Below are 14,038 nucleotides of genomic sequence, written 5' to 3' on the forward strand. Positions count from 1 at the left end.
GAAAACTTGATAAAAGAGGTGATGTTGTGGTAATTTCAAAGGGTACATCATTTCAGCAGTAATCAATATAGTGTGTTAGAAGGGACGTCAGAATTATGTCAAAACAACAAATCGGTGTGGTTGGACTAGCCGTTATGGGGAAAAACCTTGCCCTCAATATTGAAAGCCGCGGTTTCTCCGTATCCGTTTATAACAGATCTAGCAGCAAAACAGAAGAGTTTCTTCAAGAAGCAGAAGGAAAAAACGTTGTTGGCACATACAGCATCGAAGAATTTGTTCAGTCGCTTGAAACACCGCGTAAAATTCTTTTAATGGTAAAAGCTGGTGCAGCAACAGATGCAACCATTCAATCATTACTTCCTCACCTAGAGAAAGGTGACATTTTAATTGATGGTGGAAATACATATTACAAGGATACACAAAGACGTAACCAAGAGCTTGCAGAAAGTGGTATTCACTTCATTGGTACAGGTGTTTCCGGCGGTGAAGAAGGCGCGCTAAAAGGTCCTTCCATCATGCCAGGCGGTCAAAAAGAAGCGCATGAGCTAGTGAAACCAATTTTAGAAGCGATCTCTGCGAAAGTAGATGGCGAGCCTTGTACAACGTATATCGGCCCAGATGGAGCAGGACATTATGTCAAAATGGTTCATAACGGTATCGAGTACGGAGATATGCAATTGATCTCTGAATCATACTTTATCTTGAAGCATGTTGCTGGATTATCAGCAGGGGAGCTTCATGAAGTATTCTCAGAGTGGAATAAAGGCGAGCTTGACAGCTATTTAATCGAAATTACAGCTGACATTTTCACAAAAGTGGATGAGGAAACAAACCAGCCGCTTGTGGATGTGATCTTAGATAAAGCTGGTCAAAAAGGAACTGGAAAATGGACAAGCAAAAGCTCACTTGATCTAGGTGTCCCGCTTCCAATCATTACTGAGTCTGTTTTTGCGCGCTACATTTCAGCAATGAAAGATGAACGTGTGGAAGCAAGTCAATTGATCGAAGGTCCAGAGCCAGCACAATCAGCTGAGAATAAACAAGAGCTGATCGAAGCAGTTAGAAAAGCCCTATTCATGAGTAAAATCTGCTCTTACGCACAAGGCTTTGCGCAAATGAAAGCAGCGTCTGATGAATATAACTGGGATTTGAAATACGGTGAAATTGCGATGATCTTCCGCGGTGGATGTATCATTCGTGCAGCCTTCTTACAACAAATTAAAGAAGCGTATGACCGTAATCCTGAACTGAAAAACCTATTGCTTGATCCATACTTTAAGGATATTGCTCAAAACTATCAATCATCACTTCGTAAAGTCATTTCACTTGCAGTGGAACAAGGAGTTCCTGTTCCTTCATTCTCAAGTGCACTTGCTTACTTTGATAGCTATCGCACAGCTGTCCTTCCAGCGAATTTAATTCAAGCACAGCGTGACTATTTCGGTGCACATACGTATGAGCGTACAGATAAAGAAGGCGTATTCCATACTGAATGGATGAAATAAATAGAGAACGACTGAAAAACCTTACCTTTGGTAAGGTTTTTTTGTTTGCATCTTTTCGGCTAAAAATGTGAAAAAGAGGGATGCTATGTAAAAAAGACAAGAAAGTAGGGATAGAAGTGGGCATCTTATATGCACTTCTCCCAGCGATATTTTGGGGAAGTATTGTTCTCATCAGTGTCAAACTAGGCGGGAATGCGTATCAGCAAACCCTTGGCATTACGCTCGGCGCGTTTTTATTTTCGATTGCAGCCTTTTTCATCAAAATGCCAGAGCTGACACCGCTTATTTTTGCGGTTTCCGTCATTTCAGGCATCTTCTGGAGTATTGGACAAATGAATCAGCTTTCAAGTGTTGCTTTTCTCGGTGTGTCTAAAGCGGTTCCCTTATCAACGGGCATGCAGCTTGTGAGCACAACGCTATTTGGCGTCATGGTCTTCAAAGAATGGCAGACGATGACGGTCATACTCATTGGTTCTTGCGCCATTTTACTGATCATTGCAGGTGTTGTGATGACATCGCTCGGCCAAAAAAAGAATGGCGGCGGGAATGGCAGAGGCAATTTTAAAAAAGGGATCATTATTCTGCTCATCTCAACCGTTGGTTACGTCGGATATGTCGTCATTTTAAGATGGTTTGATATTGATGGCTGGTCTGCACTTGTCCCGCAATCCGTCGGTATGCTGCTTTCATCCTTAGCGATTAGTTTAAAACAGGACCCATTTAGTAAATATACGTTTAGAAATATCATTGCCGGTCTTGTTTGGTCAACAGGAAATCTTGGTCTGCTTTTGGCCATTCCATTAATCGGCGTAGCCGTAAGCTTTTCGATGTCACAAACAGGGATTGTCATCTCAACACTAGGCGGCATTTATTTATTAAAAGAGAAAGCATCTAGAACAAGCTTTGTCATTGCAGGCTGCTTGATGATTATTGCAGGCGGTGTGCTGCTAGGCTTTACAAAATAGGAGGTTACACGAATGTATCCAGATTTAGAAGGAAAAACAGTTCTGATTACAGGTGCAGGTACAGGGATTGGCCAAGCGATGGCCCGCCGATTTGGACAAGAAAAAGCCAATGTGGTGATTAATTACTTCTCTGATAAAGAAAATCCGGATGATACCATTGCAGAAATTCAAAAACATGGCGGACAGGCTGTGAAAATCAAGGGAGACGTATCAAAGGAAGAGGATATGCAGGCGATGATTGATAAAGCCGTTGATACATTCGGCAGTCTTGATGTGATGATCAATAACGCAGGCATTGAAAATGAAGTACCCTCTACAGAAATGACGCTGGATAATTGGAACAAAGTAATGTCTACCAATTTAACAGGCATGTTTCTAGGGTGCCGTGATGCACTGAAGTATATGACAGATCATGGGATAGAAGGCTCGATCATTAATATGTCGTCGGTTCATCAGCAAATTCCTTGGCCTCATTTCGTGCATTATGCAGCCAGTAAAGGAGGCGCAAAGCTTTTGACAGAAACATTGGCGCTTGAATATGCCCCTAAAAAAATCCGTGTAAACAGCATTGCACCAGGCGCCATTGATACCCCGATTAATGCGGAGAAATTCGATGATCCAGCATTGAAAAAAGGCGTGATTGAGCTGATTCCAATCGGCTATATTGGAAAGCCGGAAGAAGTGGCAGCATGTGCTGTCTGGCTGGCATCAAAAGAGGCGAGCTATGTTACCGGCTTGACGTTATATGTAGACGGCGGCATGACAAAGTATCCGGGGTTCCAGGCAGGAAAAGGATAAGACAATGAAGACAAATCAGCGTGTAGACAAACCCTCGCATTCGGTGTCAGGTCTGCGCTCCGGTGCTCACGAATGTCAAATTCGCTCCGCTCCTGTGCTCGCCCTTCCTAGACTTCAAAGGTTTTCTATCAGGCTGAAAAGAAGACAAAGGGCTAAAATCAAGCATTTTAGCCCTTTGTCAACAATCTGAACGAGCGTAAAATACGCTCTTTTTTTATATTAAATACATACAAATGAAATTAAATGTCTAGACATTTAAAAATAAAAATATATAATATTAATTGGAAGCGCTTTTATTACAACAATGGGGTGAGAGAAATGAAACGTATTTTATTAGCATGCAGTTCGGGAATGTCTACGAGTTTACTAGTGACAAAGATGAAAGCACATGCCGATTCAATTGGGGACGAAGCAGAAATTTGGGCAGTTGGTCAAGATCAAGCAAAAAAAGAAATGGCGAATGCAGATGTTGTGTTAATCGGACCGCAAATGAGCTTTTTAAAAGGAGACCTCCAAAAAGAAGCAACAAAATACGGGATTGAGGTAGAGGTCATTGATATGCAGGCATACGGGCTTGCCGATGGACAAAAAGCATATGAACAGGCACTTACATTGATGGGGGAATCTTAAAGGATGGAAAAGAAAACACTGGAAGGGCTCACGGAGGAACAAGTGAGCTTTCAATTGATCTTACACAGCGGGAATGCACGCAGCAAATTGCTTCAGGCTCTGAAACAATATCGAGAAGGTCTAGAAGAAGAAGCTTTTAGTCATATGAAAGAAGCGGAAGAGGATTTACGGCTTGCACATGACATCCATTTTCAACTCGTGCAGAAAGAGGCAGGAGGAGAAACAACATCCTTTTCCTTATTGCTCATGCACGCTGAAGATCATTTAATGTCGACCATTACCATCAAGGAGCTTGTGGGAGAGCTTCTGCCGATATTCCAATCGCTTAAACAATAAAGGGTGTAAACAAGGGGGGAAACCAATGTTTGATAAAATAAGTGCCATTTTGGTTCCGATTGCTGGGAGATTGAACAACAACCGATATTTAGGCGTATTACGTGATGCCTTTATGCTTGCGTTCCCGCTCACCATCTTTGGTTCCATTATGGTTGTGCTGATGAATTTGCCATTTTTAGATAGAATCATGAGTAAAACCGTACTGGAGGGCGTCCAGTCTGCACTGAATATCGCACCAAGTGCGACCATCAGCATTATGAGTGTGTTTGTTGTATTTGGGATTGGCTACTATTTATCAAAAAGCTATGATGTAGAAGCTGTCTTTGGCGGCGTGATTGCTTTAGCCTCTTTCTTGCTTCTAACTCCGTTTTTACTAGAACAAGAAGGCGGTGCAACGATTGCAGGCGTTATCCCAGTTGATCGTTTAGGTGCAAAGGGGATGTTCCTAGGAATGATCACAGGCTTTTTGTCTGCTGAAATTTATCGTTATTTTGTCCAAAAGAAATTTGTGATCAATATGCCGCAAGGGGTTCCGCCAGCTGTTTCCAAGTCTTTTGCTGCACTGATCCCGGCTACTTTGACACTTACAACCTTTTTGCTCATTAATATCATCATTACACAAGGCTTCAAAACAAATATGCATGATTTGATTTATCATGCCATTCAGGCGCCGCTTGTCGGTCTTGGAAGCGGTATTATTCCGACGTTGATCGCTGTTTTCTTTATACAAATTCTTTGGTTCTTTGGGCTTCATGGCCAAATTATTATCAACTCTGTCATGGATCCGATTTGGAATACATTGTCCATTCAAAACCTAGAGAGCTACACAAAAACAGGTGAGGTTCCTAATATCATCAGCAAGCAGTTTATTGAAATCTATACGGTTGGAATGGGTGGAACCGGTATGACGCTTGCTGTTGTGTTTACGATTTTAATTTTCCTGAAAAGTAAGCAATTAAAACAAGTAGCCAAGCTTGGCTTAGGACCAGGATTATTTAACGTCAATGAACCGATTATCTTCGGTTTACCGATTGTCATGAATCCGCTTATTCTCATTCCGTGGATTTTGGCGCCAATGGTCATTACATGTATTACTTATTTTGCGATGGCATCAGGGATTGTACCGCCGCCGACAGGCGTGAATATCCCATGGACAGTGCCGATCTTTATTAGCGGAATGATGGCAACAAATTCACTAGCGGGCGGACTGCTTCAGTTGTTTAACCTGATGATTGTGTTTGTCATTTGGTTCCCGTTCCTGAAATTTATTGACCGTATGAATGTGAAAAATGAAAAAATAACGACAACAGAAAAAACGAAGGCAGCAAACATCAAAGGTGAAGGAGACTCAATACATGTCGATGGAAACTAATAAGCAATCATATACATTTCCAGAAGGTTTCTGGTGGGGATCTTCTGCTTCTGCGACGCAAACAGAAGGCAGCGTCCCTGGCGATGGAAAGGGACCGAACATTTGGGATCATTGGTTTGAACAAGAGCCAACTCGTTTTTTTGATGGCGTAGGACCAGACGTGACATCTCAATTTTATCGAAAATATAAAGAGGATATCCGTCTCATGAAAGAAATTGGCCACAATTCATTTCGGCTGTCGATTTCATGGTCACGCCTTTTACCAGAAGGAACAGGTGCTGTGAATGAAGAAGCGGTGTCTTTTTATAATGATGTGATCAATGAACTGATTGCACATGATATCGAGCCATTTGTGAACCTATACCATTTCGATATGCCAATGGCACTGCAGGAGAAAGGCGGCTGGGTGAACAGACAGGTGGTTGACGACTATGTGAGCTATGCAACATTATGCTTCCAATTATTTGGCGACCGGGTGAAAAAATGGTTTACCCATAACGAACCGATTGTTCCTGTAGAAGGCGGATATATGTATAGCTTTCATTATCCAAACGAAGTTGATTTCCAAAAGGCTGTACAGGTCGGTTTTCATGAACTTTTATCAAATGCGAAGGCGATTGCGGCTTATAAAAAGCTGCAGCAAGGCGGTAAGATTGGCATCATCCTAAACCTGACTCCTTCGTACCCGCGAAGCCAGCATCCGCGCGATGTAGAAGCAGCAGAGATGGCCGATGCTTTCTTTAACCGTTCCTTCTTAGATCCTGCGGTGAAGGGGCATTTCCCGGAAAAGCTAGTAGAAGTCTTAAAGAAAGAAGGCTTTATGCCAAGTATGGAAGAAGGGGACCTTGAGCTCATTCGAGAGAATACGATTGATCTTCTTGGCATCAACTATTATCAGCCAAGAAGAGTGAAAGCGAAAGAGCATATGCCGCATCCTCAAGCACCATTTATGCCGAACCATTATTTTGATTCTTTTGAGATGCCGGGAAGAAAAATGAATGTGTACCGAGGCTGGGAAATCTATGAAAAGGGCATTTACGACATATTGAAAAAAGTTCAAACAGACTATGATAATATTGAATGCTTTATTTCTGAAAATGGAATGGGCGTCGAAGGAGAAGAGCGGTTTAAGGATGAAGAAGGAATGATTCATGACGATTACCGCATTGACTTTATTTCTGAGCATCTCAAATGGGTGCATCAAGCCATTCAAGAAGGAAGCAATGTGAAAGGCTATCATCTATGGACCTTTATGGACAACTGGTCCTGGTCGAATGCATATAAAAATCGTTATGGATTTGTCTCAGTTGATCTTCAAAAAGACGGGAAACGAACGATTAAGAAAAGCGGATACTGGTTTCAATCCGTTTCAAAGAATAACGGTTTTTAATCAAAATACTTGCTCTTTCCTTGAAAAGAGCAAGTATTTTTCTTATGTGACGGTAAGTGGATGAAACAAAAATGGCTGGCACCTTTTAAGCTCACATCCCTTAGTGTAAAATGAGAGGAAGGCTAAAAAACGCCATATTTCCTTCTAGAATAAAGCGCTATGAAAAAACAAGTCAGTTGGTGGTGTGAGATGAAGAAGTACGAACTCATTTCAGAAGAAATCAGAAAACGAATAGGAACAGCCTATTATCCAGAAGATCAACCCATTCCAGATGAAAACTCGCTTGCCGCCGAATTTCAATGCAGCAGAATGACAATGAAACGTGCGCTTGATCTTCTCGTTGCAGAAGGTCTGCTCTTTAGAAAAAGAGGCCACGGTACATTTATTGTAAAGGCAGCGCTCAATCAAGGAGCAATCAATGTATCAGGCCATGAAAATAAAGGGTTCACAAAGGTCATGGCGGATAAAAACGTCACGACTCAAATCATTCATTTTGATGTCCATTTTCCAAGCGAAGAGGTGGCAGCCCATCTATCTATTGACTCAACCACACCTGTTTATGATATCATCCGGCTCCGTCTTGTGGATGAAGAGCCTTACGTATTAGAAAAAACGTTTATGCCTGTCAATCTCATTAAGGGCATAGATGAAGAAGTTCTACTGGGTTCTATCTATGGCTACATTTCAAATCAGCTTCATTTAAAAATAGCAGGTGCGCACAAGAAAATTAGGGCGGCTAAATCAGATCAGCTGGATCAGCAGTATTTAGGGTGTGACCCAACAGATCCTGTGCTTGAAGTCGAGCAGGTTGCTTATTTAAACGCAGGGCAGCCGTTTGAATACTCATTTAGCCATCATCGCTATGATAAATTTGACTTTTCAACGGTTGAAATCACGAAAACAGGACGTTAAAAAAAGAGCAGAACCCCAAAGGGAGACTGCTCTTTTTTCATTTGATTTTATATATTCCACCAATGGTATCCATCTTTTTCTAGAAGCTCATCAGCTTCTTTCGGTCCCATAGAACCAGCAGGATAGTTTGGTTTTAATGTTTTGCTTTCTGCCCATTTCTCAGAAATCGGATCAACGAAGTTCCAAGAAAGTGCCACCTCGTCCCAGTGAGCAAAGTTTGTTGCATCGCCTAGCAAGCAGTCATGAATCAGCTTTTCATATGCTTCTGGTGTATTCATGATGTCGTTATAGTTTGTTTGGTAGTCAAGCTTAATCGGTTTCGCATACGTGCCGCCATCGAGCTTGCGAGCATTCAGGTGAAGGGTGATGCCTTCATCTGGCTGAATATGAATGACGAGTAAGTTTGGATGCATGGCATTTCCGTTTCCATAGTATAGGTTCATTGGAATGTCTTTAAATTGAACTACGATTTGAGTAGATTTCTTTTCTAACCGTTTTCCTGTCCGAATGTAAAATGGCACCCCGGCCCATCTAAAGTTATCAATCAGCAGTTTCCCTGCCACAAATGTTTCTGTGTTTGAGTTCGGGTCAACATTTTGCTCTTTCAGATAAGAAGGAACCTCGCTGCCATCAATCGTACCAGTATCATACTGTCCGCGGACAAAGAATTGATCGACCTCATCTTTAGAAAAAGGACGAAGAGCGCGCAATACTTTCCGTTTTTCGCTGCGGATTTCCTCTGTATTGAGTTTAATTGGCGGCTCCATTGCTAAAAGGGCAACCATTTGAAGCATATGGTTTTGGACCATATCTCTTAGTGCACCAGAATTTTCGTAATATCGAGCCCGGTCTTCAACCCCTAAGGATTCACTGGATGTAATTTGAATGTTTGAGATATAGCGGTTTGTCCAAAGCGGTTCAAAGATAGCATTCGCAAAGCGGATGACCTCAATGTTTTGAACCATTTGTTTACCAAGGTAGTGGTCAATACGATAAATTTGATCTTCTGTGAATGCATCACGAATTTCTTCATTTAATGTTTTGGCACTTGGCAGATCATGCCCAAATGGCTTTTCAATGACAAGTCGTGACCAGCCGGTTGTTTCTGATACGCCCTCACTCTTTAGGAACTTCGCAATCGTTCCGAAGAATTCCGGTGCCATAGCTAAATAGAACATGCGGTTATTTGGAATACTGTACGTATCTTCAAGACCTGTTAGAAGCGTGTTAAGCGATTGATAGGAAGCAGGGCTTGATACGTCAAAATCGTGATAATAGAAATGTGAAATGAATTCTTCTGTTTTCGCTTCTGCATCATCAGAAGAAACAGATTCCTTTACCACAGCTCTGAGGTCCTCATGAGACCATGGACGGCGTCCAACTCCGACAACAGCGAATTGATCACCTAGCTTTCCGCTATGATAAAGTCTATGTATAGAAGGGTAGAGCTTGCGTTTGGCAAGGTCTCCTGTTGCGCCAAAAATGACAATGACTGCTTTAGGGTTGTTAGTTTCTGTATTCACGAGAAGTACCTCACTTTATTCGTAGCATTGTTGTAAAAACCGAGAATGTATGTACATTTTCTTTATTTTAAAGCTTCATTGTTCGTAAAGCAAACATTTGATTCGACTTTTTCTGCTCTCGTTTCACTTTTTTCAAAAATTCCGCTGAATTCACATTTACCTTGTCTTCATGTATTCTATATGAATGAAGATATTGTATACCGGCTTTAGGAGGAAAAGTAATGGAACTGCTCTTTTTAGGAACAGGTGCAGGCATTCCTGCAAAAACAAGAAACGTCACTTGCACAGCGCTAAAGCTTTTAGAAGAAAGAAATGCAGTGTGGCTTTTTGATTGCGGAGAAGCAACGCAGCACCAAATCTTACATACAACGATTAAACCGAGAAAGATCGAGAAAATATTTATCACACATATGCACGGTGATCATGTATATGGCCTTCCGGGACTCCTTGGCAGCAGATCCTTTCAAGGCGGGGAGGATGAATTGACGATCTATGGACCAAAGGGCATTAAGGCCTTTGTGAACGCAGCACTTTCAGCCTCGCAAACGCATTTGACATATCCGCTGCATATCATAGAAATAGATGAAGGGGTCGTGTTTGAAGACGATACCTTTCAAGTAGAAGCAAGAAGAGTCTCTCACGGGATTCCAGCTTACGGCTATCGGGTTGTGGAAAAAGATATGCCTGGTTCATTAAAAGCCGAAGACCTAAAAGAAATCGGTGTAAAACCTGGACCTTTGTATCAGAAGTTGAAAAATGGGGAAACCGTGACACTCGAAGATGGAAGAACCATTGATGGAACCGATTATTTGGAACCCCCTAAAAAAGGGAGAATCGTTGCATTTTCAGGAGATACCCGTTTGTGCGAGAATATAACAAGGCTTGCCAAAAATGCGGATGTGTTAGTCCATGAAGCAACATTCGGTAAAGAAGATGCAGATTTAGCCTACAATTATTATCACAGTACAACAGAACAAGCAGCGAAAACAGCAGAGGAAGCAGGCGCAAAAAGGCTCATTTTGACCCATATAAGTGCACGTTACCAAGGAGAAGAGGCACTGAAACAACTGTTGAAAGAAGCCCGCGATATATTCCCGCTGACAGAAGCTGCACATGATTTCTCTTCTTTCCCCATTGAACGCACCCTGTAAAAATTGGATGAATCGTCAAAAAAAGTTGTGTGATTTTTTTGATATTTATGATGACGCTCTTTTTCAGGTAGTGGTAAAATGGTGAAGAAAAACAAATGACGAATCAAACTATGAAGAATACGGGAGGCACAATCAAAGATGAGCGGTTTTACAGCATTAAGTGAAGCAGAATTGAATGACTTATATGTGGCACTACAAAATGAGTATGAAACTTACAAAAGTAAAAACTTGCACTTAGACATGTCTAGAGGGAAGCCTTCACCAAAACAGCTCGATTTGTCTATGGGCATGCTCGATGTTGTGACATCAAAGGATGCAATGACAGCTGAAGATGGCACAGATGTGCGAAACTATGGCGGCTTGACAGGCCTTCCTGAAACGAAGAAATTTTTTGCAGAAGTACTCAATTTAAAGCCAGAACAAATCATCATCGGCGGTAACTCAAGCCTGAATATGATGCATGATACCATTGCACGTGCGATGACTCACGGCGTATGTGACAGCAAAACACCTTGGGGAGAGCTGCCAAAGGTAAAATTCCTTGCACCAAGCCCAGGGTATGATCGTCATTTTGCCATTTGTGAGCTATTTAACATAGAGATGATCACGGTCGATATGAAGGCTGATGGACCTGATATGGATCAGGTAGAAAAATTGGTCGCAGAAGATGAAGCGATTAAAGGCATTTGGTGTGTACCTAAATATAGCAATCCAGACGGTATTACGTATTCAGATGAAGTCGTTGACCGCCTAGCTTCAATGAAAACAAAAGCAGACGACTTCCGCATTTTTTGGGATGATGCATATGCAGTCCACCATCTAACGGATACACCTGATACGTTAAAAGATATTTTTCAAGCAATTGAAGAGGCAGGATACCCGAACCGTGTGTTTATGTTTGCGTCTACGTCTAAAATTACATTCCCAGGCTCAGGTGTTGCACTGATGGCGTCTAGCCCTGACAATGTAAGCTTCACTCAAAAGCAATTATCGATTCAAACGATCGGACCAGACAAAATTAATCAACTAAGACATCTTCGTTTCTTCCAAAATCCAGAAGGTTTGAAGGAACATATGAAAAAGCATGCAGCGATCATTAAGCCAAAATTTGACCTCGTTCTTTCCATTCTTGACGAAAAACTTGGCGGAAAAGATATCGCTGAATGGCACAAGCCAAATGGCGGATATTTCATTAGTTTAAATACACTTGATCATTGTGCAAAAGCTGTTGTGCAAAAAGCAAAAGAAGCAGGTGTCACAATGACAGGTGCAGGTGCAACATACCCATATGGAAAAGATCCGCTTGATCGTAACATTCGCATTGCACCAACATTCCCGGCTCTTGAAGAACTAGAGCAAGCGATTGACATCTTTACATTATGTGTTCAGCTTGTCAGTATTGAAAAGCTGCTTTCAGAAAAAAGTCAATCTGCTCCAACGGCATAAATAAAAGAAACTCCTTGACTCATAACGGGTCAAGGAGTTTTTTATTTTAATTAGCAGTTTGATAATAGGAGACAGGTTGTTTGGCTGCGCACCATACATCATAGATAGCAAGCTGTACAATATGCGGTTCATCATGATGAATATAGTGCGAGCTGTTTTGCGCCTGAATCCATCCGCTTTGGGATGACAAAGACAGCATGCGTTTATGAAGTCTGAGCCAAGCTTCATGAGCTGGGTGAAACAATCGGCTCTTACCTGATGAAATGACAAGAAGCGGCATCATTCCATAATGGGTTTGCTCCTCTTTGATTGTGCTTAGCATTTGCTGAAAGTCCTCATGCGTACATTCTGCTGTAAACTGCGCCATATATGAAGTGCGTTCTTCCTTTGATAAAAGCGGCAGGATCACCTGCTCTTGCTCCTCACTTGCCGGGTCTAACAGCACCATACCAATGACATCATCTCCTCTGCGGCTTGCCCATAACCGGCTGACAAGAGAGCCAAATGAGTGAGCGACAATAAGAAATGGCGGCTGAATATTGGCTTCTTTCAGCAGTGCATCTAAATCATCAGCGAGGTCATGCAAGGTTCTTCCTTCACCGCTCTCACTGCTCTTTCCATTTCCTAAACGGTCGTATAAGAAAACCCCAAGTTCTGGGTCAATATCACGTGCCATATTCGACCACGTATCACTAGAAATGCCGTAGCCTGCTTCAAAGATAATCGTGGCTTGCCTTTTGCCTTGACGATGTTTTGTATAAAAGTGGTGTCCATCTATATGATACATTTTTTCAATCATTGCCGAATTCATTCTTCCATCTCCTCTAAGTGGTTCTTTAGCTAAAAGACGGCACAAAAGGCAGATATGTTTCTCTTAAAAACAAAAAAGATGCCTATTTCGAAAAATAGACACCTTTTTTCCTAAGAGCTTTTACCAAGCGCGATCATATTGACGCGGGCTTTCGATGGATGTACGGAGCTCTTGAGCAGCTGTTTTCGGGAAGTATGGATCCCGTAAAAATTCTCTGCCAATAAAGATCAAATCCGCACGCTGATTTTGTAAAATCTCCTCTGCCTGTACACCAGATACAATCAGACCGACAGCTGCTGTTTGAATGCCGGCTCCTTCTTTTATTTTCTCTGCAAATGTTACTTGGTAGCCGGGGAATGTGTTGATTTTCGCCTGTACGACAGCACCTGAGCTGACATCAATTAAGTCGACACCTTGCTCTTTGAGCCAAGTGGCAATCCCAATATAATCTGCAATATCAAGTCCTTTTGTCGTGTAATCAGAAGCCGACACACGGACAAATAAAGGTCCGTCCCATACGGCGTTGACTGCGTCTACGACTTCTCTTAAGAAACGATAACGGTTCTCTGGTGAACCGCCATAATCGTCTGTTCGGTGGTTCGCCAGCGGTGAAAGAAATTCATTGATCAAATAGCCATGTGCACCATGAATTTCAATGATGTCAAAACCCGCTTTTTTTGCCCGTACAGCTGCATCCTGAAACGCCTGAACGGTATCTTTGATTTGATCAACAGACATCTCGACAGGGGTTTTAGATGTTTCATCAAATGGGATGCTTGATGGTGCAAGAATGTCTCCATCAAGTTCAGCCTTACGTCCTGCATGGGCTAGCTGGATGGCTGTCTTCGTTCCGTATGCTTTGATTTGTTCGTTTAATGAAGCGAATCCTTCGATGTGCTCATCGCTCCAAATACCGAGGTCTTGATCACTAATTCTTCCCTCAGGAGATACAGCACTTGCTTCCACCATGATGAGACCAGCCTGACCTTGTGCACGGGAAATATAATGTGTGAAGTGGAAAGGCTGTAATTTCCCATCACGGTCATAGGATGAATACATACACATCGGGGACATCACGATGCGGTTTTTCAGTGTAACACCTTTTAATGTCCAAGGTGAAAAGAGTTTTGTTTCCAAATACCTTCGCCTCCTCATGGAATTGTATAGCCGATTATAACAGCCATTCAAACTTTCGTCAT

At 42.1% G+C, this 14,038-nt stretch carries 13 protein-coding genes; 10 read left to right on the top strand and 3 right to left on the bottom strand.

What is annotated here, in order from left to right; translation table 11 throughout:
* The first annotated feature begins 95 nt into the window (after positions 1-95).
* From gndA to JJ692_RS10160, 8 genes are all read left to right on the top strand, one after another.
* On the top strand, positions 96-1,505 hold the full coding sequence (gndA, locus tag JJ692_RS10125) for an NADP-dependent phosphogluconate dehydrogenase (RefSeq protein WP_024428028.1): 1,410 nt from the start codon (positions 96-98) through the stop codon (positions 1,503-1,505).
* Positions 1,506-1,621: 116 nt separating this feature from the next.
* Positions 1,622-2,470 carry a GRP family sugar transporter gene (locus JJ692_RS10130; protein ID WP_025093008.1) on the top strand — a complete coding sequence of 283 codons (849 nt, stop codon included), beginning with the start codon at positions 1,622-1,624 and terminating at the stop codon, positions 2,468-2,470.
* Positions 2,471-2,482: 12 nt separating this feature from the next.
* On the top strand, positions 2,483-3,268 hold the full coding sequence (locus tag JJ692_RS10135) for a glucose 1-dehydrogenase (protein WP_034622353.1): 786 nt from the start codon (positions 2,483-2,485) through the stop codon (positions 3,266-3,268).
* A 318-nt stretch (positions 3,269-3,586) separates the two neighbouring features.
* A complete protein-coding gene (locus JJ692_RS10140) occupies positions 3,587-3,898 on the top strand; it encodes a PTS sugar transporter subunit IIB (protein WP_024422905.1) in 312 nt (103 codons plus the stop codon).
* Between the two features lie 3 nt (positions 3,899-3,901).
* Positions 3,902-4,234, top strand: a complete 333-nt coding sequence (locus JJ692_RS10145; protein ID WP_024422904.1) for a PTS sugar transporter subunit IIA — start codon at positions 3,902-3,904, stop codon at positions 4,232-4,234.
* 25 nt (positions 4,235-4,259) lie between these two features.
* Positions 4,260-5,606, top strand: a complete 1,347-nt coding sequence (celB, locus tag JJ692_RS10150; protein WP_024428031.1) for a PTS cellobiose transporter subunit IIC — start codon at positions 4,260-4,262, stop codon at positions 5,604-5,606.
* The gene (locus JJ692_RS10155; RefSeq protein WP_029706057.1) at positions 5,590-6,996 is read left to right on the top strand and encodes a glycoside hydrolase family 1 protein; all 1,407 of its coding nucleotides are present in this window, start codon (positions 5,590-5,592) and stop codon (positions 6,994-6,996) included. The genes celB and JJ692_RS10155 overlap by 17 nt, the downstream gene beginning before the upstream one ends.
* A 189-nt stretch (positions 6,997-7,185) precedes the next feature.
* Complete coding sequence (locus JJ692_RS10160) at positions 7,186-7,908, top strand: GntR family transcriptional regulator (RefSeq protein WP_024422902.1); 723 nt, start codon at positions 7,186-7,188, stop codon at positions 7,906-7,908.
* A gap of 47 nt (positions 7,909-7,955) precedes the next feature.
* Here the strand turns inward: JJ692_RS10160 and zwf are convergent, their stop codons facing one another.
* On the bottom strand, positions 7,956-9,431 hold the full coding sequence (zwf, locus tag JJ692_RS10165; RefSeq protein ID WP_024428033.1) for a glucose-6-phosphate dehydrogenase: 1,476 nt from the start codon (positions 9,429-9,431) through the stop codon (positions 7,956-7,958).
* Positions 9,432-9,652: 221 nt separating this feature from the next.
* Here zwf and rnz point away from each other — a divergent pair, with 221 nt between their 5' ends.
* Positions 9,653-10,582, top strand: a complete 930-nt coding sequence (rnz, locus tag JJ692_RS10170; RefSeq protein ID WP_056767266.1) for a ribonuclease Z — start codon at positions 9,653-9,655, stop codon at positions 10,580-10,582.
* A gap of 138 nt (positions 10,583-10,720) precedes the next feature.
* Positions 10,721-12,028, top strand: coding sequence for an aspartate aminotransferase type Ic (locus JJ692_RS10175; protein ID WP_056767262.1), 1,308 nt, complete (start codon positions 10,721-10,723; stop codon positions 12,026-12,028).
* A 46-nt stretch (positions 12,029-12,074) separates the two neighbouring features.
* Here the strand turns inward: JJ692_RS10175 and JJ692_RS10180 are convergent, their stop codons facing one another.
* The gene (locus JJ692_RS10180) at positions 12,075-12,839 is read right to left on the bottom strand and encodes an alpha/beta fold hydrolase (RefSeq protein WP_024422899.1); all 765 of its coding nucleotides are present in this window, start codon (positions 12,837-12,839) and stop codon (positions 12,075-12,077) included.
* A 120-nt stretch (positions 12,840-12,959) separates the two neighbouring features.
* Positions 12,960-13,976 (bottom strand): NADPH dehydrogenase NamA, encoded by a 1,017-nt coding sequence (namA, locus tag JJ692_RS10185; protein ID WP_024422898.1) that lies wholly within the window; start codon positions 13,974-13,976, stop codon positions 12,960-12,962.
* Between the last annotated feature and the right edge of the window lie 62 nt (positions 13,977-14,038).

Origin of the sequence: Bacillus sp. 3a, from assembly GCF_017161885.1 — a bacterium.
GTDB lineage: Bacteria > Bacillota > Bacilli > Bacillales > Bacillaceae > Bacillus > Bacillus safensis.

Coding starts and splice junctions, on each gene's coding strand:
- gndA (WP_024428028.1), top strand. CDS start 96: ATGTCAAAACAACAAATCGGTGTGGTTGGACTAGCCGTTATGGGGAAA.
- JJ692_RS10135 (WP_034622353.1), top strand. CDS start 2,483: ATGTATCCAGATTTAGAAGGAAAAACAGTTCTGATTACAGGTGCAGGT.
- JJ692_RS10140 (WP_024422905.1), top strand. CDS start 3,587: ATGAAACGTATTTTATTAGCATGCAGTTCGGGAATGTCTACGAGTTTA.
- JJ692_RS10145 (WP_024422904.1), top strand. CDS start 3,902: ATGGAAAAGAAAACACTGGAAGGGCTCACGGAGGAACAAGTGAGCTTT.
- celB (WP_024428031.1), top strand. CDS start 4,260: ATGTTTGATAAAATAAGTGCCATTTTGGTTCCGATTGCTGGGAGATTG.
- JJ692_RS10155 (WP_029706057.1), top strand. CDS start 5,590: ATGTCGATGGAAACTAATAAGCAATCATATACATTTCCAGAAGGTTTC.
- JJ692_RS10160 (WP_024422902.1), top strand. CDS start 7,186: ATGAAGAAGTACGAACTCATTTCAGAAGAAATCAGAAAACGAATAGGA.
- rnz (WP_056767266.1), top strand. CDS start 9,653: ATGGAACTGCTCTTTTTAGGAACAGGTGCAGGCATTCCTGCAAAAACA.
- JJ692_RS10175 (WP_056767262.1), top strand. CDS start 10,721: ATGAGCGGTTTTACAGCATTAAGTGAAGCAGAATTGAATGACTTATAT.
- JJ692_RS10180 (WP_024422899.1), bottom strand. CDS start 12,839: ATGAATTCGGCAATGATTGAAAAAATGTATCATATAGATGGACACCAC.